Here is a 21168-nt window from a genome sequence, read left to right as displayed (position 1 = left end):
GCGAAACGGTGAAAATGCCTCCCTTTGCCTCGACAATTTCCTCAAGGACGTCGTTACATGACCCACGAAAAACCGCACCGCTGGCGCTTCTTTCGCGCCGGCGGGTTTGACCAGGTCCAACTGCAATCGCCTGAAGACCTTGCTGCACTACGCGGTCTCGACCAAAAGCTATGGGCCACGCTGGCCTGCCCGACGAAAAATCTCGAACTCGATCCGCGCATGCTCGCGTACATCGACGGTAATAACGATGGTCGTATTCGTGCACCGGCCGTACTGGATGCGGTGGACTGGACGCTGGCGCGCCTGGCCGATCCGGGTCTGTTGTTCAGCGACGCGCCGCTGACCCTGGCGGCGTTCAAGGACGACGCCCTCGGCCAGCGTCTGACGGTGACCGCGCAGCGTTTGCTGAGCGTACTGGGTCGCGATGACAGCCACAGCCTGGATGCCGCCGATACCGATGACTTGAACAAACTGTTCCCGCCGAACGAGGCCAACGGCGATGGGCTGGTGCCTGAGGCCCTGACTGACGATGCCAGCCTGAAGGCGGCGATTGCCGACATCATCGCCTGCCTGGGCGCCGAAACCGATCGCAGCGGTGCGCCGGCTGTCTCGGATGCCTCGATCAGCGCCTTCTTCGCCCAGGCCCAGCAGGTCTACGCCTGGGAACAACGCGCCATCGAAGCCAGCCTGCAGCCCTTTGGTGAAATTACCGACGCGGCAATCGCTGCCATCAGCGCGCTGCGTGAAAAAGTCGAGGATTACTTCACCCGTGTCGACATGGCCGCCTTCGACCCGCGTGCGGCGAGCCTGATGAATGGCCAGGAATCCGAGCTGGTGCGCCTGTCGTCCATGAGCCTGGCCAACGCCGGGGAAATCGCCACGCTGCCACTGGCGGGCGTGCACCACGGTGAAAGCCTGCCGCTGGGCCGCGGTATCAACCCCGCTTGGAGCGGCGCCATCCACGCCTTGCGCGAGCATGTGGTGCAGCCGGTGCTGGGCGAGGTGGAGGCGATTACCAAGCAGCAGTGGCGTTCGCTGCTCGCCAAGTGCAACGACTATTTTGCCTGGCAGGCCGCCAAGCCGGATGTGGTGATCCTGCAAAAGCTCGACGTGGCGCGTATCGTCTGGCTGGTGGAGCACGGCATTCAGGACAAATTGCTGGCCCTGGTGGCCGAGGACAAGCAGGTGGCCGAAGCCGCCGACGGCCTGGTTGAACTGGACAAGCTGCTGCGCTTCAAGCGCGGCCTGGTGACCCTGCTGAAGAACTTCGTCTCCTTCGAGAACTTCTATGGGCGGCGTGAAAAAGCCGTCTTCCAGGCCGGCACACTGTTCATTGATGGCAAGAGCTGCGACCTGGTGGTGGAAATCGACTCGGTGGACGCCCACAGCAAGGTGGCCGCCAACAGCAGCAGTTTCCTGCTGTATTGCACCTGCAGCCGACGGGGACAACCGATCAAGGGCCGGGAAAGTTTGAATATCGTCGCGGCGGTGACCGCCGGCAGCGAAGGTGAGCTGCTGGTCGGGCGTAATGGCCTGTTCTACGACCGCGACGGCAACGACTGGGATGCCACGGTGGTCAAGGTGATCCCCAACGCGATCAGCATTCGCGAGGCGTTCTGGTCACCGTACCGGCGCATCTCCACGCTGGTGTCGGAGCAGATCCAGAAATTCGCCGCCACTCGCGATGCTGAACTGGTCAACTCCACTGCCGCGTCTGTGGGCTCCACCGCCGCTGCGCCAGCCGCCGAGGCCAGCGCTGCGGCGAAAACCTTCGACATCGCCAAATTCGCCGGTATCTTCGCCGCCATCGGTCTGGCCGTCGGCGCGCTGGGCACCGCGCTGGCCACGGCTATGGCCGGCTTGCTGGCGCTGCACTGGTGGCAGTTGCCGCTGGTGGTGCTCGGCGTGATCCTGGCCATCTCCGGCCCGTCGATGCTGATGGCCTGGTTCAAACTGCGTCGCCGTAATCTGGGTCCGATCCTCGATGCCAATGGCTGGGCGGTAAACACCCAGGCCAAGATCAGCATCGGTTTCGGTGCGACCCTGACTCAACTGGCTCATTTGCCTGCGGGTTCAGCGCGCTCCCTGCAGGACCCCTATGCGCAGAAGCGTCGGGTGTGGCCCTGGGTGTTGGCAGTCATGGTCGTGGCTGGCGTGGCGGGTTGTGCCTGGTATTTCGGTTGGGTCGCCCGGCTGGCCATAGGCCCGGTGGCGTAGCAGCCAACTCGTGCAGGTATAAAAGGGCAGAACCCCGGTTCTGCCTTTTGCGTTAACGGCGCAGTCTTCTACCCAGCGCCTAAAGGCTCGTGCGCCTATCGACGATTAACCAATCAAAGTGCATTAGCATGGGCATCCATTTGTTGTACGAGAAGCTCCATGACCAAACTGACCTTTGCGGAAGTCGTAGCCGCTCGCTACTCAGCTCGCCAATTCCTGCCTACCGCTGTTGATCCTCAACACCTTCAAGGCGTGTTGGAGGATGCGCAACGCGCGCCCTCGAACTGCAATACGCAGCCGTGGCACGTTCACATCGTCTCGGGTCGCACTCGCGATAAAGTGAGCGCAGCGTTGTTGGGAGCTGCCAGCCAAGAGCAGTATTCGCCCGATTTCAGCTTTGACGAGAAAGCCTTTCCTAATCTCCTCAACGAGCGGCGCCGTGAGCAGGGCAGGGCGTATTACGAAGCATTGGGCATCGCTCGGGGCGATAACGAAGGGCGTTTAGAGGCGTTCCGGCGCAATCTGGAGTTCTTTGGCGCACCCCATGTCGCGTTCCTGTTCATGCCTATGATTGGCGACGGAGTCCGCGCGGCATCGGACCTGGGAATGTACGCGCAGAATTTTTTGCTTTCCCTGACTGCCCGTGGGCTGGCTGGGGTTCCACAGACGTTATTGGGCATGTTCGCCGATCCCGTTCGCGACGTGCTGGGCGTCGATGCTGACATGAAGCTGCTGTTTGGCATTTCGTTCGGCCATCCGGACCTGTCCAACGCCGCGGCCAATCTGCGCATAGGGCGCGCACCGTTGACCGAGAGTGTCCGCTTTCACGATTGATCGTGATGTAAGTATGCGGGGCAAGCGCGACATGGCGCTTGCCCACACCGCGACACACAAAAGGGCGCCGGCGCCCTTTCAGTCCTTGCCTAACGCTGGTGTGAAATGCAATTGGCCTGTCAGCGTTGCTGGCTGATGCTCTTTTGGATTTCTGCCAAAAGCTGCGCGCTGGAGACTACTGTGGCGTACTCCCCCTGAAGATTGGCCAGCGACAGGGCGTGTACCTCCTCGGCGGAGCGCAACTGCCCGTCAAAATCCACCTTATCAAAGGTGGCTGTGGCATCGGAGACCACATAGGTTTGGTAGCCGAGATTGCCGGCCATGCGCGCTGTGGTTTCCACCGAATTGTTGGTGATGACCCCACAGATGACCAACGTGCCTATGTTTCGTTGGCGCAGCACATCCTCCAGCTCAGTGCCGATAAACGCACTATTCGTGTGTTTGGTGATGACCATTTCGCCCGCCAGGGGCAGCACCACCTCCTTGAACTCACAGCCCTCCTGGCCGGGGCGATAGCTGGATTCAGGCTCGCGCGAGAGATGACGTACGTGTATGACAGGCCGCCTGGTACGTCGCCAGGCTGCAAGCAAATGCCCGATATTCTCTTCGGCCTGAGGGTTGTTTCTACGCCCCCAACTCGGATGATCAATCGCCTTTTGAACGTCGATGATTACGAGTGCTGCAGTTAGAGATAACGTCATTCTTCTTCCCTGGCATGGGCGAACGGGCTACTCATGGACTTTTTACCCCGGTATCAACGCAAAGCACGCCCCAGCCGGATCCCGAATTGCCGCATAGGCGTATTCACCACGTTCCCGTTGTTCTGCCTTGATGATGACGCCTCCTTCCTCTTCCACACAGAGAAGGCTTTCAGCGAGATCATTCACCGGCAGGTACATCATCCACACCGGCGGCAAGCCTGCATTCACGCCACGGGCGTGACGGATTCGCGCCACCGGTTTTCCATCGTCAGCCAGCAGGTTGCAGTCGGTGTAGCGTTCGCCGTGCTCATTCATCTCGACGCTTTGTACCGACCAACCAACCACATGCCGATAAAAATCGCTCGCTGCCATGGCATCCGCGACCGTCAGGTCGAGCCAGTAGATACGACCCATGTGCTGGGCTGCGTCTGGTAATGCGGCTCGGGCGCCCTGGGGAATCGCATCCGCGGGCACAAGCGGAATGATTCCGAACGCCGCTCCATTCGGATCGCACAGCACCGCCCACTGGCTGGCACCGTCTTCTGTCCGGGCGTGCATCAGTACGCTGCCACCCAGATCAAGCGCACGCTGCACACTGGTCGCCACATCGGCGACCTGAATATGTGGCATCCACTGGAGCGGAAGATGAGCATAATCCTCGGTGCGCTCGCCTAGCCCGATGATGGGCATGCCCAGGTTATTCATCAGGTCTTCGCGCCACAGCGGATGCGTACCCGTGGTCAGTACGCGCGAGTAGAAACGGAGCGCTCGGGCGTGTTCAGGAATCGCTATGTCAGCACTGAAGACGGCGCCAACGTGTGCAACGAAGGGATCGCTCATAGTCAGAATCCTCTGTCCTAACAGCTGCGCCGAGTTGGACTACGTAGCCGCTCCGTCTTCACCGGGTGCGAACTGCGCGAACACCTCAGCGCCGGTCAGCGTGGGTGTTTCGTTGGCAAATGCATAGTAGTCGGGCTTCTCATCGATGAAGATCTGCCCCGTTATGGCAAATTCGCCCGGTTGAAAGAGCCCTGCCGAGAGTATGTAGTCACCCGATTGCAGCAGATGGTAAAAAAGATGAGTACCGCACGTGGCACAGAAACCGCGCTCGGCCCACTCCGAGGAGCGATAGGACCTGACGTCGCCGGTGACTCGAACATTGGGCCCGCAGTGCACAGCCAGCATGGGCCCGCTACCCCAGCGACGACACATGCTGCAGTGGCAGGCATTGATCTCGTGGTGGTCTTCTGCGTTGACCTGAATTGCCCCGCACAGACATGAACCTTGCATATACATTCCTCGCTTGAGTAGCGCAGCTATGGGAACCGGCACCGGCCAAGCAGGCGCCATCGGTGTGTAGCAAAGCAGAAAATATCTCGTACGAGCCAGCTTGCTGCGATCAGCACGTGATGGCAAACGAACCGCCCTCACGCTCGCTCTTAACGTTCGAATGAGCAGTCGTAGGGTGGATCGCGCTTCATCGATCCGCCGGCCGGGACCGGTGGATGTATGAAAACGACATCCACTCACGCCGAGCTCGCCAGAACTGCTTCTCGGACCTCTCTTCCTGCGTCTGGGACTTTCGAGATATAACGCCTGCGGTTCCACCAAAGGCTCTGATCCGGTATTTTCAGCCTTCTCTGCCACTGTTTTCAGAGCTTGCTCAGCGGCATAGTCGTTTGCCTCAGAAGAATAAGGAAGCCCCTGTATGTACGTGTATGACCACTCACTGATATATGAGCCCGTTGCCCGGTGCTACAGGGAGTACTCATCGTGATTTTGCGTGGATTGGTCTGGCTGGTGCTGCTGCAACTGCTTGGCGTGGCGTTGAACCACTGGCTGCTGCCGATGCTGCCCAGCGCCATCATTGGCCTGTTGCTGCTTGCCGTCTGGCTGATGTGGCGTGGCTCGGTGCCCGAGCCGCTGCAGCAGGCGGCAAATGGACTCTTGCCTTATCTGCCGCTGCTGCTGGTGGTACCTGCCTCGGGCATCATGATTGCCAGCGATGCACTGTTCGGTGAGCTGCCGGCTATTCTCGGCGCGCTGGTGCTCTCACTGCTGGTGACTGTGCCGTTTTGCGGCTGGCTGTTGCAGACATTGATCCGGCGTATGGAGCGTGACCAATGAACGCCTCCCTCTGGCAGGTGGTGATCGGTCACCCCTTGTTTGCTCTGGCCCTGACCCTGGCTGCCTACCAAATAGCCATCCTGGTCTATCAGCGCAGTGGCTGGTTGGTCCTGCAGCCGGTGATGGTCTCCATGTTGCTAGTGGTGGGAGTCCTACTGCTGTGTGGCGTGGAGTACAGCACCTACCGTATAGGTGCCGAGCCCATCGCCTGGTTGCTGGGACCGGCCACCGTAGCTCTGGCCGTACCGTTGCAGCACAACATCAAGCGGATTCGCCAGCTGTTCTGGCCGATCATCGTCACCGTGCTGGCGGGCGGTGCGCTTTCGGTGGTTCTGACCTTGGTCATCGGCTGGCTGCTGGGCGCCGACTGGGCGGTGCTGATGAGCCTGGCGCCAAAGTCGGTCACCATGCCCATCGCCATGCCAGTGGCCGATCAGATCGGCGGCATCGCCTCGCTGGCGGCGGTCATGGTGATGCTGACCGGGGTGATCGGCACTGCGCTAGGGCCGTTGCTGCTGCGCTGGGCGAAGGTCGATCACCCAGCCGCACGCGGGCTCAGCTACGGCATGAACGCCCACGCCATCGGCACCGCCCATGCCTTGCAGGAAGGGGAGGAGTGTGGCGCTTTTGCTGCGTTGGCCATGAGTCTGCTGGGGATTGCTACGGCGTTGCTGATGCCGTTGTTGCTTGCGGCTTAAGACTTCACAGCCTGGGCTTCGGTCGGGTGTCTGGCATGGCCACCGATTGAAGCCGCTGTGAGCCGACGCGGGTTATACCGGTGTTGAGAAGCGGGCTGAGCATGAAGGTCGGGAGGTGGTCTGGCGGATCCCATGCTCGCTGCAGTACGTATAAGAACGTGGAAAAGCGCAGCGCTCGGTAAAGCCAAGCGCAAGATCGAGAAGGCCAAGGGGCAGGTACGCGCCAAGGTCGAACACCCGTTCCGCGTGATCAAGCGTCAGTTCGGTTATGTGAGAACGCGCTTCCATGGCCTGGCGAAGACACGGTGCAGTTGGTGACGCTGTTTGCTCTGTCGAACCTGATGGCGAGCCGACATTTACTGACGAATGCAGGAGAGGTGCGTCTGTAAAGTGGGAAATGGCCACTGCGAGGTCCCTAACGTCCCAATAGTGTCGAAACCCGCTACAAGAGGCATTGGGAAATCGACACGGGAATGGGATGGCGGGCGCATCGTAACAATCAACGAGCAAAAAACCGGTTTTCTTGAAGCACTTGACGCAGGAAGCTCCGAAAGCGTTCGCGATAATCATAGGTAGCCATTGCTTTGCCAATGGCTTGGGCTCGGCTGTCAAAACCGCGATCGTACGCCATCATTGACGCGGTCTTGGTAACCTCAACGCTAGTGAATGAGGCACCGCGAAGGTGGCGCGCCACGCCCAGCTTTTCCAGGCTCTGCATGCACAGATACTGGTCGAGATTGCTGGCAATGCCCAGTACAGGCGTACCTTGGGCGAGGGATTGGTAACTGGTGGTGCTTCCGCCATTGCTGATAACGAGTTGGGCGTGTTTGGCTAGCGTTTCCCCCGGAAGCCATTGTTCCAGGTAGACATTGTCTGGCACGTCCCGTTGAAAACGCCCGGCACTGCTGAGAATGACGGGTAGTGGTAATTGCGCCAACCCCTCTAACAAGGTGTCTATCTTATTGGCCCTGCCGGAGGAGCCCAACGTGGCGTAGATATAATCTCCGGCCAAGACAGGCTCCAAGGAAGCCGGAACAGCGGCTGCCGGAGACCATTGTATGGCCCCTAAAAAATACTGGTTGGGAGCCTGGCGTCGGAGCGGGACTAGCTGCGGTGTGTCTGGAAACAAAACGTAGTCGCCATAGGTGAGCAGTGCTTGCAGCGAGCCTATTGGTTTCAGTCCGTAACGTTGTCGAAGCCGGTTTACTGGCTGCGCGAATTGACGAAACACCCACGAGCGTATCCAACGGAAAATTGTGCGCATGGCGTCGTAGCCGACGCGTGGTTCGAGTGGATGATCGGGTACCGGGAACTCCTGACGGTCTACCTCGGTGCTCCAGTAGGCGTTGATGAGCGCGGCGAAGGGTATGCCTGCAACCTTGGCACTGATGGGTAGAGAGAGGCGGAGGTCGCCAATGATCAAATCCGGTTGAACCTCGTGTATCACTCTCAGGTCATCTTTTATATAGGCTTCCAGGGTAGAGGTCTCGTAAAGCCGCCGGCACTCGGCTACCGTCGAATCGGCATATGCTTTGTCAATCACTTTGATCGGCCAGTGCCGATAAGCTGCGCTACCCAATAGCCTTTCGTCAAAACTGCCACTAGCAAAATGCACCTCGTAGGGTTCATTTTCGAGCGAATCGGCTAAAGCCTTGAGCCGCACGATCTGGGCGAGCGTAATGTCTTCGGAAACGAATAGAATTTTTTTCACCATGGTCCATCCATTGGAATGGTGCGTTAGAGGTAATGCATAAACTGAGTCTTTGATATTTGACTGGCTGTGGCCACAGGGTTCCTGCAGCACACGAGGATTTGCGTGCAATACACATTCGAGCAGGCAGATTTGATCATCGTAGGGGCAGGTCTATCAGGCTTGCTAACCGCCTGGTTTCGCCTGATCGAGCACCCCGCCGAGCGGATTTTGATACTGGAAGCTGGGCCGAAAGCGGCGGGTAACCATACCTGGTCCTTCAACTCATCGGATATTGATGCGCACTGGCTACAAAGGCTGCAGCCTTTCATTGTTCATCATTGGCCGGGATACAGCGTGCGATTTCCCCGTTACAGTCGGCGCCTGCCGATCTCTTACGCGACGGGAAACTCTGAAAGCTTGTTGGCCGCCGTTCGACCATTAGTACAGGCAGGAAGTTTATCCGTGCGTACGGGGTCACCGGCAGTGCTCGTGGAGCCCACAGCGGTAGAATTGGCTGACGGCACGCGCCTTACCGCTAAAGCTGTGCTGGATGCGAGAGGAGGGCGACCCCCATCTTCCATGCTGATCGGGCATCAAAAATTCGTCGGGCACCGGGTTCGCACGCGCCAGCCCCACGGCCTGGTTGAGCCCTTATTGATGGATGCCACCGTCGAACAGCGGGATGGCTTCCGGTTTATCTACTGTCTGCCGTACACAGATACAGAGCTGCTCATTGAGGATACGTGTTACAGCGAGAACTCAGCACTGAATGAAAATGAATTTGCGGAGCGCATCGCTGAGTATGCCCATAACAATGCCTGGGAGATTTTGGCGGTTCTACACCGAGAGAAAGGCGTCTTGCCAATTAACGTGGCACAAGCGCGTCCGGCACTGGGATCACGTCCTTCAGAAGCGCCTCGAATTGGGCTTGCCGCAGGCTTTTTCCACCCAACGACCGGTTATAGCCTGCCAGATGCGGTGCGACTCGCTGCTCGCATAGCGAAGCTTCCCCACCTAACGCGCGACGCTCTTTTTAGAAGCGTGTCGGCCTATGCCCGGGAAAAATGGCAGCGCGAACGCTTTTACAGGTGGCTGAACCGCATGCTCTTCTCTGCCGCTGAGCCCGCTCACAGGTACCGGGTGCTTGAACATTTTTATGCTTTAGGGGTCGGGCCGATCCAGCGTTTCTATGCCGGCGATCTGTCCCTCGCTGACAAGCTCAGGTTGCTGTCCGGCCGCCCTCCCGTACCCGTATGGCGTGCACTGCAAGTAATTAATGAACGCAAGTTTTTGCGCCGCCAAAAGTGCCGCTCATCGGCGCCTGTCGACGTTCCAGGAAACGTCAACCCGCATCTAGGAAAGGAAACGGATTGATATGGCGGAACCCATTGGGCAGATCCAAGAACCTATCTCTCAGGCCCCCGTCGGCAAGCGGGCCATAGTGATCGGCGCCGGGTTCGGTGGTTTGGCGGCCGCTATCCGTCTGCAAGCCCAGGGCATCCAGACCACTCTCATTGATAATCGGGATAAAGCCGGCGGCCGCGCCTACGTCTATCACGAAAACGGTTATGTTTTCGATGGCGGTCCGACCGTCATCACGGACCCGACGGCGCTTGAAGCGTTGTTCGCATGTTGTGGCCGCCGGTTATCGGATTATGTGACCCTGTTACCCGTCGACCCCTTTTACCGATTGTGTTGGGAGGATGGCTACAGTTTCGATTACGTAAACGATACCGCGCAGCTCGAAGCGCAAATTGCGCTGAAAAGTCCCCGTGATGTAGATGGCTACCGAAAATTGTACCGGTACACGAAAGACGTGTTTCGGGAGGGCTATCTCAAGTTGGGTGCCGTGCCTTTTCTAAGCTTCCGCACTATGGTGGGTGTCTCGCCCCAGTTGCTTCGCCTGCAGGCCTTTCGCAGCGTTTACGCCAAGGTCAGCAGTTTCATTCGGGACGAACAACTGCGTCAGGCATTTTCTTTTCATTCTTTGCTGGTGGGTGGTAATCCGTTTACCACTTCGTCGATTTATACGCTGATTCACGCCCTGGAACGAGAGTGGGGTGTCTGGTTTGCCAAGGGCGGCACGGGGGCGCTAATCCAGGGGTTAGTGCAATTATTTGAGGATATGGGCGGTGAACTGCGGCTGTCCTCACCCGTCAGTGAAATCCTTACCCGGCACAACAAGGTGACTGGCGTACGCTGTGAAAATGGCTGGCAGGCGCAATGCGATTTGCTGGTGAGTAACGCCGATGTGGTACACACCTACGACGCCCTGTTGCGTCAACACCCAAGAGGGAAGCGTTACAGTCAACGCCTGAAGCGAAAGCGTTTTTCAATGTCTCTGTTTGTCATTTACTTTGGCTTGCGGGCGCAACATCCGCAACTACAGCACCACACAGTGCTGTTTGGTCAGCGCTATCGGGAGCTGTTATCGGAAATCTTTTCTGGTCCGGAGTTGCCGGAGGATTTCTCCCTCTATCTACATGCACCTTCGGTAACGGATGAAAGTCTCGCACCGCCAGGTTGCAGCGCCTATTACGTGCTGGCACCGGTACCCCATTTGGGGGCTGCGGATGTGGATTGGGAGGCGGAAGCTCCCAAGTATCGGGATCGCATTCTCCAGTACCTCGAGGAGCACTACATCCCCAACTTACGCCGAGACCTGGACGTTGTGCGCGTTTTGACGCCGGTGGATTTTAAGGAACAGATGAATGCGCACCTCGGTTCCGCATTCTCCATTGAGCCCCGTCTCACTCAGAGTGCCTGGTTTCGACCTCACAACCGTGATGCCGTCATATCCAACCTCTATCTTGTGGGGGCCGGTACTCATCCCGGCGCCGGCATACCCGGGGTCGTTGGGTCGGCCAAGGCGACATGCGAGCTGATCGCGCAGGATCTGCAAACAGCGGAGACTAGCGCGTGACAGAGACACAGACGACTGACGCTGTTATCCAGTACGGGCGCGAATCCATAAAAGCGGGCTCAAAAAGCTTTGCCTTGGCGTCCAGACTATTCCCGGAGGCCCTGCGCAATGATGTTGCGCAGCTATACGCCTGGTGCCGTTATAGCGACGATGTTATCGACGGACAACATCTGGGTTACACGGCGGAACCAGCAGAAGCCGCGCACGATCCGTCGCAGCGTTTGCAGCTATTGGAGCGCCGCACAGCCGCAGCTTTAAGCGGCAACCCGGATGATGACCCGGTGTTTCAAGGCCTGGCTCGGGTGACGGATAAGTACGGCATCGATCCCCAGCAGCCCCTTGAGCTTCTAATGGGTTTTGCTATGGACGTACAACGACAGCGCTATCAAACCCTCGCTGACTTGATGCGCTATTGCTACTGCGTGGCGGGCGCTGTAGGGGTGATGATGGCGCGGGTGATGGGAGTAAAGGATGAGGCAACGTTGGATCGTGCCTGTGATCTGGGCTTGGCTTTTCAGCTAACCAACATTGCCCGAGATGTTATGGATGATGCTCGCATTGGTCGGGTTTACGTGCCTACCAACCTGCTGGAGTACCACGGGGCGCCCACAGAAGCACACCAGTTGTTGGAGAACGAGAGCTGGCCACAGGTTTATCAAGCCGTGTGCGAATTACTGGATACGGCGGATCTCTATTATCGTTCAGCAGCGGTGGGTTTAAGAGCATTACCCTTTCGCTGCGCGTGGGCAGTAAAAGCTGCATCGAACGTCTATCAAGCTATAGGGACTGAATTGCGACAGCGCGGCCCTCGCGCTTGGGAGGAGCGTGTCAGCACAAGCCAATGGCGAAAGGTGTGGCTCGGCGCCACCGCTCTGCCGATTGTGCCTGTCCGGTCTGCTCAACGGCCCCTGGATTTATATCGGCGGCCCCGCTCAGGCGAGGCATTGACGCTAGAGCGTTGACTGGGCTTAAGAAGAGCCGGGCCGACTTGTCTTCTGTTCATGCCTGGGATGGTTTTCCAGTAACCGCAGTTTTAGCTTTTCCGGGTCTTCCGCCCATAGAAAACCAAAGGATACTGCACCCTCCCGGGTATGCACTGCGTGGTGGATGCGATGTGCCAAAATTAAGCGCCGGAGGTAGCCGCTTTTGGGTTGCCAACGCAGAGGCCAGCGTCGGTGAACCAAGCCGTCATGGAACAAGGAGTAGAGAACACCGTAGAGGGTAATGCCTGTGGCAATGGGCATTAAAACGGGCCACCGAGCAGCACCCAATGCGAAAAGGCCAACCACGACCAAGGAAAACACCACTACATAGAGGTCGTTTTTTTCCAGCCGTCTGTTATGGCGCTGGTGGTGTGATTGGTGCCAGCCCCAACCCCAGGCGTGCATAATGTACTTATGGGCGAACCAGGCGAACACCTCCATGCCGAGCAGGGCAGCCAAGGCTATAAGTGTGGTGTGAAAGCTAACGCCCAACACGCTCTCCTCGTAATGCGTTTTCCTCACGTGGTACTCAATCCCTACCCTTACATTGTCCACCCCGGGGAGCAGCTGCCAATAGCAAGCATCCCAGACCCAGGGCGCCAAGCAGAGCACAGGGCATTAAAACCTGTGGCCAGGAGCCGTCCCGGACCAACGCGCTATAGAAGCCTTCGATGGCCCAGGCGTTGGGTGTGAACAGGCTAACGGCCTGAAGCCACTCAGGCATCATGAAGCGTGGAACCATAGACCCGCCGACGGCGGAAACGATCAATACAAAAAACGATGAAAAGTTGTTTGCCTGCTGCACCGTGCGGCACAACGACAGGATGAACAGCGCAAGACCGCTGCTGGCTGCAGCGGCGGCCAGAGCGACGGCTAGCACCTGCGGTAAAGCGTGCTCCACGGGAAGCTGGAAGCCGACGCGGGCGACGGTAAAAATAATGACTACCTGCAGAAAGCCCAGGACAAGTAAAAACAACCAGCGCCCGAACATCAATCGCATACGAGCCGCCGGGCTCAACAACAGCCGGGCGCTGATGCCGTTGCGGTTTTCTTCAAGGCTCACCATGCCCACGTTTACGGCCGAAAGTAACAGAAACAAAATCGATATTGCGCCGGCGTAGTACGCAACGCCACTGTAATCCGATACCGCCTTGCGCTGGTGCCGGTAAGCAGACTCGGTTTGAATCAAAGCAATTTCCGCTTGCCGTTCTGTTTGGCGCTCAGCACCCGGTTCTGCGGTTTGCTCTTCTTCACGGGGCGCCTGTGCACCGGATTCGGTGTCCATCGCCTGCAATCGTCTCTCAAGTCGTGCTGCTTGGCCGGCGCTCAAGCCGCCGATAAGCGGTTCTACCGTCTTTATTTGGCGCCTGGCGACCAGGCCAGGTAAATGCGCTGCCAAACGTTGGTTGATGATGCCCTCCAGAACCAGAGCAGCGATGCGGCGGGATGGCTCACTGATGATGATAAACAGCGGTTCTGCCTCAGCCTTGACGCTTCCATGAATAATCAATCCAGCATCAAAGGCGCCATCACGAACATCCCGCCAGAGCTGATCATTCGAATTGGCGGTAAGCGTTAACTGAAGGTCGTCATCTGCGGCGAGTATCTCAGCAAACTTAACCAGGGACGGGTCTTCGGTATCCAGGGCTAAGCCAATGTGCGCGTGTAAGTTGCCTTCTGCGGCATCAGAAAAAATGGTGGCGAAAATCGCAAACACCAAACTGGGTAGCAGAAAGGCGAGCAGCATTGCGCCACGGTCCCGCAAAAGGCCGAGGCCCATGACCCGGAACATGGTGATCATGATGCCGATTCAGCCGCTAAAAGTTCACGCATCACGTCTGCCAGACCAGGGCGTGCAATATTCACTTCTTGCACATGCTCCCCTGCACATTGGTCTAGCCGCTTGAGAAAAGCAGACGGATTTTCATCTGTATACGCGGTCCATCGCCCGCTGTGCTCTACCGGCCGCCACCCCAGCACATGCAGCTGTTCGGTAATATCTACGGGTACAGAGGGAGATACCTGCACCGTAAAAAGTTTGCTGCCACCAACGTATTTTCTTACCAAGGTGTCCGGCGAATCCAACGCAACCAGCCGACCCTCAGCGAAGATGGCCACACGGTCGCACAAGGCTGCCACTTCGGAGAGCTCGTGGGAAACCATCATAACCGCCGACCCTTGCCGCGCTCGACCGCGCACCACCTCGTGGATTTTCGCTCGTGCTGCGAGGTCTACACCCGAGGTGGGCTCGTCGAGAACAATGAGCGTTGGCTGAGCCAACAGCGCCACGGCAACGTGCAGACGCTGACGCATGCCCCCCGAGAGTTGAGAAGCCAGCGTGTTATGGCGATCGCAGAGGTCTATCTCCTCCAAACCGGTGGCCACAGCTGCAGGCACCTGCGCTTTGGGTATTCTTGCCCACCGAGCAAACACCGTTAGATTTTCTGCACAGGTCAAATGGCTATAGAGGCCGGGCATTTGAGGAGCATAACCAATGGAATGACGGTAAGCCTGCCCCGGCTTCACCCTCTCCCCAAGGATAAAGATAGCCCCCTTGGCCGGAGAGAGCTTGCCGGTCACGGCTTTCACCAGGCTGGACTTGCCAGCGCCGTTGGGCCCCACAACCCCGAGTATGCTGCCGCTTTCCACGCTGAACCCCACGTCCGCCACTGCGGCTCGGCCACTGTAGGTCACCGTCAGGTTTTCAACAGCGAGCGCCGGTTTGGTCATAGGCTTCTGCCGCGGTTTTTGAGGCAGCGGATCAGGAGGTGGCGGCGAAGGCACTGGGGCGCTCGAGCTCAAAGGCGAAGCTCTGATCGACAAGTGTTTGCAGCTCGGACGTTTCCAGGCCGGCGTCTGCCAATTGCTGCCGAGCCATGGTGAGTGTTCTGCTGATTGTAGACTCGAGACGTTGTGGTGGCTCCAGTGAAAGCAGTGTCGCTTTGTCAGCGTCCTGCCCAACATCCTTGCCGGCCTGTTCGGTTGAGCTTTCCTGGTCCAGAAGGTCGTCTCGAATCTGAAACAGCAAACCAAAAGCGCGCGCGAAGCGGCTGAGGGCAGTGAGCTTTTTGCCGCTCAACCCACGCATCCGTCCGCCAGTCACTGTGGCAAACTCGAACAACACCCCGGTCTTGTGGTAGTAGAGCTGCTCGACACTCCTGACGGAAGCCGCCCTGTCATTGCCGAGGCTGTTCTGCAGGTCCGCTATCTGACCGCCCACCAATCCCATTGAACCGACGGTCTGCGTCAGGTGAGTCACAATGTCTATTTTGGTTTGAGGCGCAAGGGTGCGGCAGCCGCCGATTACCCCATAGGCCATGTTGAGGAGCGCCACGGCGGTCAGTATGGCGGTGCTTTCTGAAAAGGCTATATGCGTGCAGGGGCGGTTGCGACGCAACGTCGCATCATCCATGCAGGGCAGATCGTCAAGTATCAGTGATGCGGTATGCACCAATTCAGAAACGCAAGCAATGCGTAACAGATCCGGGGAAGGATTGTTGTCGCCCGCCGCAAAGAGCGTCAGAAGAGGACGCAGTCGCTTGCCCCGCGTCAGCAGCGCATAGTGCATGGCCCGGTGCAAATCGAAAGGCGGCATGGTTGTCTTCGGCAGGAGTCGCTCCAGCTCCAGTTCAATGGCGGCCTTGAGCGGCTGATGCAGGTCCTGCTGCTGAGTGGTACCCGGATTCACTCCCTCTCCCTCGCGCAAATCGTTGGTGCATTCACTGTCTTCCAAACTGGCAACAAAACAGCAGGCACTTCTACGAGGGCTGGAACGTCAGAAAAGTTCGGTTACAGCTCTCTAAATCTGCAACCGTGACCCGTGCGTCATCCGGGGCGAACTGCCGAACTAATTCGCCAGAGAATGGACTTTAGTACACGTGATCCCGCCGCTTGTATCGAGCGAAGGCTAAATAATCATGGACACAGGTTCAGTGCAGAGTGCGTCGCAGCGAGACCCATCAGCGCTATCCCCGCTGACGGTCATCCTGGCTAACCCACGAGGTTTCTGTGCTGGCGTTGAGCGAGCGATTGAAACTGTCGAGCGCACACTGAAGCAGATGGGCCCGCCGGTGTATGTTCGGCATGAAATTGTTCACAACCAGCGAGTGGTCACTGAGCTGGAACGCAAGGGAGCGGTATTCGTCGACGAGGTCGATGAGATTCCTCCGGGTTCGGTGGTAATTTTTTCCGCCCACGGCGTTTCCCACGCGGTGGTAGCCCAAGCACGAGAGCGAGCCTTGTACGTCATTGATGCAACCTGCCCCTTGGTCAGTAAAGTCCACAAGTCGGCCACGCGGTTTGCGGAGAAAGGATACGAGATTGTCTTGATCGGTCATGCCGGCCACGCGGAGGTAGAAGGCACCCTGGGGCGAGTACCGGGCCCGGTACACTTGGTTGAATGCGAAGAGGATGTCCAGCACCTGAATGTGAGGGACCCACAACGGGTCGCCTATGTCACCCAAACGACGCTGTCGATGTCCGATACCCGCGCCATTATCAAAGCCTTGCGGCGCCGGTTTCCCAGTATTACAGGGCCGGATACCGACGACATTTGTTATGCCACCCAAAACCGCCAAAACGCCATACAGACACTGGCTGGTGAAGTGGATCTCATCCTGGTGGTGGGGGCGAACAATAGTTCCAACTCCAACCGGCTGCGGGAGCTGGGCGAAAGGAGCGGTAAACCCACCTACCTCATTGCCGAGGCTGATCAGCTTCAACCCCAATGGTTAAGGGGTGTGAAACGCGTGGGCATCACAGCCGGGGCCAGTGCACCAGAGGTCCTGATCAGGGAAGTGCTAACGGAGCTCGGCCGCCACAGGCGCTTGAGCGTCACGGAATTGCCTGGGCCGGTGGAAACCGTGAAGTTTGCCCTGCCTGAAGGCATTGCAGGCAAGACCTAGCACGCGGGGTGAACCGGTAATCATGGCAACACAGGCTACTCCGCAGTCGCCATTTTCGTATTGCCTTTGCTCTACTCTTCGCATCCTGTCTTTACTGCCCTAACCGATTAAGCTAAGGGGCCGGCTTCGCCGGTCCCAGCGAACGAAGTGAGCGCTTTGAGCGCATTGTTAGGAGTGGTACTCGCAGTGGCTCTTGCTTGCAAGGGAGACCTTTTCTTCTGCAAAGAGCTTGGTAAAGACCTTTTGGAATTCTATATTCGGGTGAGCTTTTTTCCAAATTGCCGTTACTTTTTCAATTGAGAACATACTTCCTTGCTCTATATTCTCTTGGATTATTTCTTCCAATGCGTAACTCAGGGCTTCGATGTCCATGCTGTGTGAACTCCTAACGCCGAGCTTAAGCCGCGGCCGCGCCGGAGCGCAGCTGAGGCGTGGACGTCGGCTTGAAGCTCTGGTTATGAGATGGCCGACGCGAGGGCATGAAGTGCTGGAATTGCCGCAGGGGCCAATGCGCCGAAGAGCTCTATGTGTGATGAAGCCGACCCTACGAATTCTTGATAGCGCTTCAAGAATGAGGGCTTATCTTTGGCTTCATAGGCTTTCTTGAGTTCGTCGAGCTTACCAACGATCTTGTCCTGTTCGGACTTTTCAGGAACATGCTGTCTTACGCCGCTTTCGAGTTGTTGGAATAGATGGGAGACGGCCTGTTCATTGGAAACCGAAATGCTTACATTCGCGCTGCCTGTGGCCGTGGTGTTATTTATAACCCCGGAGTTGTTACCGTGAACCACAGTATTGTTGGTAATGGGTCTCATGATTTCGTTGTGCGGAATCTTGTTCTCTATCAACTTCATGCCTCTTGGCGCGATTTCTACAAAGCCGTCCCAAGAGTCGTCGATCATGTCCCACGTTTTCCCCATGGCTAAGCTCTCCGAAATGAGATACCTGGCAACGTGAGCCGATTGCGTTACGGATAGGCCGAGCACTTTTGCGGGTTTGTCGACGCCGTGCTGCCCCGGATTTTGATAAAGCCACAGCAAGTACTTCTGTCTTGTGTCGGGCGTCATACTGTTACCTCCTGAATCTCATAACGTTTGGTTAAGGGGCGGGCTTTAGCCCGTCCCAGCGAGCGAAGCGAGTGGTTTGAACCATTTGTTAGCCTGCAGACGCACCGAAAAATTGCCGTGCTGATTTTGCAATCGCTGGAAGCTGACCTAGTTCTGTACAAACGTTTCCTTCAAACTTCCACGGCTCACTAATTCCTAGGTTTGAAATGGAGATCTTGAAGTTTACGATGCCGCGATAGTTGCAGGTTGCCTCCAGCATAAATTCACCTTCTATCGACTCCCACGTTTCAGATGTTTGCCAAGGCAGCTCATGGCTTGCAAGGTATTCAAAAAGATTTGCAAGGCCATATGCATCGGTATATGCCCAAACCTCACGCTTGACACTTTGTGCAGAAGAGTTGAAGCAGACAGAAAAGTAGTCGCCTTGCACGTCATCAAAGATGAGTGTGTTGCCAGACTCTGTAGAGTGAATAGCGAACATCTCTTTCCTCTGTAGGCTAACAGTGATTAGATGGAAGTCGATGTTAATGCATAACGAGAGCGTTCCACATAACTCCGTCCTCATCCTCAAGACCCAAAATCGTAATCCTTAAGAAATCAACGATCTACGACGACGCCCTGTGCTTGATCTGTATTCGCTTGACCGCCGCCTTTCTATACAAAGGCCAAGGGTTCTAGAAGAAATGGCCGAACGCTACTACAGCGTATAGATGTTTGCCAGCCCAGACTTTGATCAGATTTAGGCCGTATGCAGCCAGGCATCACAATCGGGTGGCTAGGCTGTGCAACTACCATCTCACTGCTTGTTCGGCACTGACTCTTTCAATCATCCCGCGTCAGCACTTCCAGCAGCTCGATTTCAAAAATCAGGTTCGAATTCGGTGTGATATGCGCGCCGATTTGCCGTTCGCCGTAGGCGAGGTGGGCGGGTACGAAGAGTTTGCGCTTGCCGCCGACTTTCATGCCCATCAGGCCCATGTCCCAGCCCTTAATTACGCGGCCTGTGCCGATTACGCACTGGAAGGGTTTGCCGCGTTGGTAGGAGGAGTCGAACACGGTGCCGTCTGCCAGGCTGCCGGTGTACTGGGTGGTGATCAGTGCGCCTTTGATGCATTCCTTGCCGTCGCCCAGTTGAAGGTCCACCACCTTTAATTCGTTGCTCATCTCGTCCTCGATCGGTTCGGTTGTTTGGGTTGGCCGGCGTTTTCGCAGGAATTGTGGGAGGTGGCAAGCGTCGTGCTCAGTCCTGGGCATTGGTCGGCACGGCGGAACGGCTGGCTCGTTGTTTGCTGGCGTGCTTCCCACTTGCCGGACCGAAAAGAGCGCGAGTCGTGAAGAACTACACTGAATATGTTCCCGGCACGGTGAACAGGTGAGTGCGCATCTGCATTCGAGCATGTAGGCCGGGCACGCTTTCAGATGGGCACGCCATGCGCCACGGGAAGGCGCTCAATCGCCCGAATACACGGAATTCGGGTCCTGCGCAGCAGGCGCTTGGCGGGCACTCGCGTTCTGGCTGCGCTTACCGACCACCGCCGAGCAGGTTGTTGGTGCTCTCGTTCAACGGTGGCCTTTTACAGGAGCACACACCATGAACGAGGCCAAACTTAACGACTTCATGGGCAAGCTGGTGACCGACATGGGTGGCGCAGCGATGCTCGCCAACATGATTCTCGGCGATGAACTCGGCCTGTACCGGGCCATGGCCGACGGCCAACCGGTTACTCCCGAAGCGCTCGCCGACAAGACCGGTTGCAACGCGCGCCTGCTGCGCGAGTGGCTCAGCGCCCAGGCGGCGTCCGGTTATATGGAACACCGCGATGGGCAATTCCGTCTGCCGGAGGAGCAGGCCATGGCTCTGGCGATTGAGGACTCGCCGGTCTACGTGGCCGGTGGCGCTTCGGTGGTGGCCGCGCTGTTCCATGACAAGGACAAGATGGCCAGCGCCATGCGCGGCGACGGCGCCCTGGCCTGGGGCGATCATCATCCGTGTCTGTTCGGCGGCACCGAGCGCTTCTTCCGTCCCGGTTATCGGGCGCACCTGGTGGCCGAATGGTTACCGGCCCTGGACGGCGTGGTGGATAAACTCAACGCCGGCGCCAAAGTGGCGGATATCGGCTGCGGACACGGCGCTTCCACCGTGATCATGGCGCAGGCCTTCCCAGCCTCGCGATTCATCGGCTTCGACTACCACGCGCCGTCCATCGAGACCGCCACGCAACGTGCCGAGGAGGCTGGCGTGGCGGAGCGGGCGACGTTCAGGCAGGCCACGGCAAAGGATTTCCCCGACAACGACTACGACCTGATCTGCTACTTCGATTGCCTGCACGACATGGGCGACCCGGTTGGCGCCGCGCAGCATGCCTACCAGGCGCTCAAGCCGGACGGCACCGTGCTGTTGGTTGAGCCGTACGCCAATGACACGCTGGATGAAAATCTCACACCAGTAGGACGCTTGTACTACGCCGCCTCGACCTTTTTGTGCACGCCGAACTCGTTATCCCAGGACGTCGGGCTGGGGCTGGGGGCGCAAGCCGGCGAGGCGCGGCTGCGCAAGGTGTTCACCGAGGCGGGTTTCAGTCGGTTTCGCAGGGCGGCGGAAACGCCGTTCAACCTGATTCTGGAGGTGCGCAAGTAATCGGACAGGGCAGCGCTTGGGTCTGATGGAAAAGGTGTTGTTGCATCAGGCACCAAGTGAGTGCTGACGCAGCGGGCAAGCAAGTTGAAGCAGAAATATCTGCTATTACAGGCAGCAGAAACCCTGTTGTCATTGGCTGTCCAACGTCCCAAGGTGGTTTTATTTTGTGGAGAGATGGGCTCATGTTCATGTCACGTTTGGCCGTCGCAGTACTCGGCGGTGTGCTCTTGATGGGCGGGTCAGTGTCCGCGCTGGCTGACTCTGACCGGGGTAAGCACACCCGTTCGCAGCTGATGCAGCACGACGCCCGGGGCAGGCATGCCCACCCCGGTGGCGCGCCACATCGGCGGGATTGGCAAGACAATCGCAGAGGATGGGACAGT

21 protein-coding genes and 1 pseudogene are annotated in these 21168 nt (G+C 57.8%); 10 read left to right on the top strand and 12 right to left on the bottom strand.

The genetic code is table 11. From position 1 onward, the window contains the following. Positions 1–57: 57 nt before the first annotated feature. The gene (locus H9642_RS12045) at positions 58–2217 is read left to right on the top strand and encodes a hypothetical protein (RefSeq protein ID WP_251836695.1); all 2160 of its coding nucleotides are present in this window, start codon (positions 58–60) and stop codon (positions 2215–2217) included. 159 nt (positions 2218–2376) lie between these two features. Further along, positions 2377–3051: a nitroreductase gene (locus tag H9642_RS12040; RefSeq protein WP_251836694.1), complete on the top strand. Its 675-nt coding sequence runs from the start codon at positions 2377–2379 to the stop codon at positions 3049–3051. Positions 3052–3170: 119 nt separating this feature from the next. Here the strand turns inward: H9642_RS12040 and H9642_RS12035 are convergent, their stop codons facing one another. The 3 genes from H9642_RS12035 to H9642_RS12025 are packed head-to-tail and all read right to left on the bottom strand — an operon-like array spanning position 3171 to position 5042. Continuing rightward, the gene (locus H9642_RS12035) at positions 3171–3752 is read right to left on the bottom strand and encodes a cysteine hydrolase family protein (RefSeq protein WP_251836693.1); all 582 of its coding nucleotides are present in this window, start codon (positions 3750–3752) and stop codon (positions 3171–3173) included. Positions 3753–3794: 42 nt separating this feature from the next. After that, entirely contained in the window at positions 3795–4592 is a 798-nt protein-coding gene (locus tag H9642_RS12030; protein ID WP_251836692.1) for a VOC family protein, read from the bottom strand. Positions 4593–4631: 39 nt separating this feature from the next. Continuing rightward, positions 4632–5042 (bottom strand): GFA family protein, encoded by a 411-nt coding sequence (locus H9642_RS12025; protein WP_273535688.1) that lies wholly within the window; start codon positions 5040–5042, stop codon positions 4632–4634. Between the two features lie 483 nt (positions 5043–5525). On the opposite strand from H9642_RS12025, the gene H9642_RS12020 reads away from it, so the two are divergent. The 3 genes and pseudogenes from H9642_RS12020 to H9642_RS12010 form a co-directional block, all read left to right on the top strand. Continuing rightward, positions 5526–5879, top strand: coding sequence for a CidA/LrgA family protein (locus H9642_RS12020; protein ID WP_251836690.1), 354 nt, complete (start codon positions 5526–5528; stop codon positions 5877–5879). Continuing rightward, on the top strand, positions 5876–6577 hold the full coding sequence (locus H9642_RS12015; RefSeq protein WP_251836689.1) for an LrgB family protein: 702 nt from the start codon (positions 5876–5878) through the stop codon (positions 6575–6577). Before H9642_RS12020 ends, H9642_RS12015 begins: the two co-directional genes overlap by 4 nt. 61 nt (positions 6578–6638) lie before the next feature. Then, positions 6639–6966, top strand: a pseudogene (locus tag H9642_RS12010) (transposase); the annotation flags it as partial. A 110-nt stretch (positions 6967–7076) separates the two neighbouring features. Here the strand turns inward: H9642_RS12010 and H9642_RS12005 are convergent. Beyond that, on the bottom strand, positions 7077–8291 hold the full coding sequence (locus tag H9642_RS12005) for a glycosyltransferase (protein WP_251836688.1): 1215 nt from the start codon (positions 8289–8291) through the stop codon (positions 7077–7079). A gap of 102 nt (positions 8292–8393) precedes the next feature. Here H9642_RS12005 and crtY point away from each other — a divergent pair, with 102 nt between their 5' ends. The 3 genes from crtY to H9642_RS11990 are packed head-to-tail and all read left to right on the top strand — an operon-like array spanning position 8394 to position 12155. Continuing rightward, positions 8394–9644, top strand: a complete 1251-nt coding sequence (gene crtY, locus H9642_RS12000; protein ID WP_251836687.1) for a lycopene beta-cyclase CrtY — start codon at positions 8394–8396, stop codon at positions 9642–9644. A 1-nt stretch (position 9645) separates the two neighbouring features. Then, positions 9646–11193 (top strand): phytoene desaturase, encoded by a 1548-nt coding sequence (locus tag H9642_RS11995; protein ID WP_286010310.1) that lies wholly within the window; start codon positions 9646–9648, stop codon positions 11191–11193. Next, positions 11190–12155 carry a phytoene/squalene synthase family protein gene (locus tag H9642_RS11990; RefSeq protein ID WP_251836686.1) on the top strand — a complete coding sequence of 322 codons (966 nt, stop codon included), beginning with the start codon at positions 11190–11192 and terminating at the stop codon, positions 12153–12155. Before H9642_RS11995 ends, H9642_RS11990 begins: the two co-directional genes overlap by 4 nt. Positions 12156–12161: 6 nt before the next feature. Here H9642_RS11990 and H9642_RS11985 read toward each other — a convergent pair whose 3' ends face one another. Genes H9642_RS11985 through H9642_RS11970 form a run of 4 tightly spaced genes read right to left on the bottom strand, consistent with a single transcriptional unit; the run spans position 12162 to position 15864 of the window. Continuing rightward, positions 12162–12698, bottom strand: a complete 537-nt coding sequence (locus H9642_RS11985; RefSeq protein ID WP_350027865.1) for a sterol desaturase family protein — start codon at positions 12696–12698, stop codon at positions 12162–12164. A 7-nt stretch (positions 12699–12705) separates the two neighbouring features. Then, entirely contained in the window at positions 12706–13977 is a 1272-nt protein-coding gene (locus tag H9642_RS11980; protein WP_251836685.1) for an ABC transporter permease, read from the bottom strand. Beyond that, positions 13974–14906, bottom strand: a complete 933-nt coding sequence (locus tag H9642_RS11975; protein ID WP_251836684.1) for an ABC transporter ATP-binding protein — start codon at positions 14904–14906, stop codon at positions 13974–13976. The genes H9642_RS11980 and H9642_RS11975 overlap by 4 nt, the downstream gene beginning before the upstream one ends. Before the next feature lie 31 nt (positions 14907–14937). Further along, complete coding sequence (locus H9642_RS11970) at positions 14938–15864, bottom strand: polyprenyl synthetase family protein (RefSeq protein ID WP_251836683.1); 927 nt, start codon at positions 15862–15864, stop codon at positions 14938–14940. Between the two features lie 286 nt (positions 15865–16150). Here H9642_RS11970 and ispH point away from each other — a divergent pair, with 286 nt between their 5' ends. Further along, on the top strand, positions 16151–17080 hold the full coding sequence (gene ispH, locus H9642_RS11965) for a 4-hydroxy-3-methylbut-2-enyl diphosphate reductase (RefSeq protein ID WP_251836840.1): 930 nt from the start codon (positions 16151–16153) through the stop codon (positions 17078–17080). A gap of 168 nt (positions 17081–17248) precedes the next feature. Here the strand turns inward: ispH and H9642_RS11960 are convergent, their stop codons facing one another. From H9642_RS11960 to H9642_RS11945, 4 genes are all read right to left on the bottom strand, one after another. Beyond that, positions 17249–17452, bottom strand: a complete 204-nt coding sequence (locus H9642_RS11960; RefSeq protein ID WP_251836682.1) for a hypothetical protein — start codon at positions 17450–17452, stop codon at positions 17249–17251. A gap of 83 nt (positions 17453–17535) precedes the next feature. Continuing rightward, complete coding sequence (locus H9642_RS11955) at positions 17536–18147, bottom strand: hypothetical protein (RefSeq protein WP_251836681.1); 612 nt, start codon at positions 18145–18147, stop codon at positions 17536–17538. An 88-nt stretch (positions 18148–18235) separates the two neighbouring features. Continuing rightward, complete coding sequence (locus tag H9642_RS11950) at positions 18236–18628, bottom strand: DUF6228 family protein (protein ID WP_251836680.1); 393 nt, start codon at positions 18626–18628, stop codon at positions 18236–18238. A gap of 341 nt (positions 18629–18969) precedes the next feature. Continuing rightward, positions 18970–19311, bottom strand: coding sequence for an FKBP-type peptidyl-prolyl cis-trans isomerase (locus H9642_RS11945; protein WP_251836679.1), 342 nt, complete (start codon positions 19309–19311; stop codon positions 18970–18972). Between the two features lie 427 nt (positions 19312–19738). Between H9642_RS11945 and H9642_RS11940 the strand changes: the two genes are divergently transcribed. After that, positions 19739–20785, top strand: coding sequence for a class I SAM-dependent methyltransferase (locus H9642_RS11940; protein WP_251836678.1), 1047 nt, complete (start codon positions 19739–19741; stop codon positions 20783–20785). Positions 20786–21168: the final 383 nt, after the last annotated feature.

It is taken from the genome of Serpens gallinarum (assembly GCF_014836765.1).
Classification (GTDB): Bacteria; Pseudomonadota; Gammaproteobacteria; order Pseudomonadales; family Pseudomonadaceae; genus Serpens; species Serpens gallinarum.
This window is presented reverse-complemented; position numbering and strand designations above follow the sequence as displayed.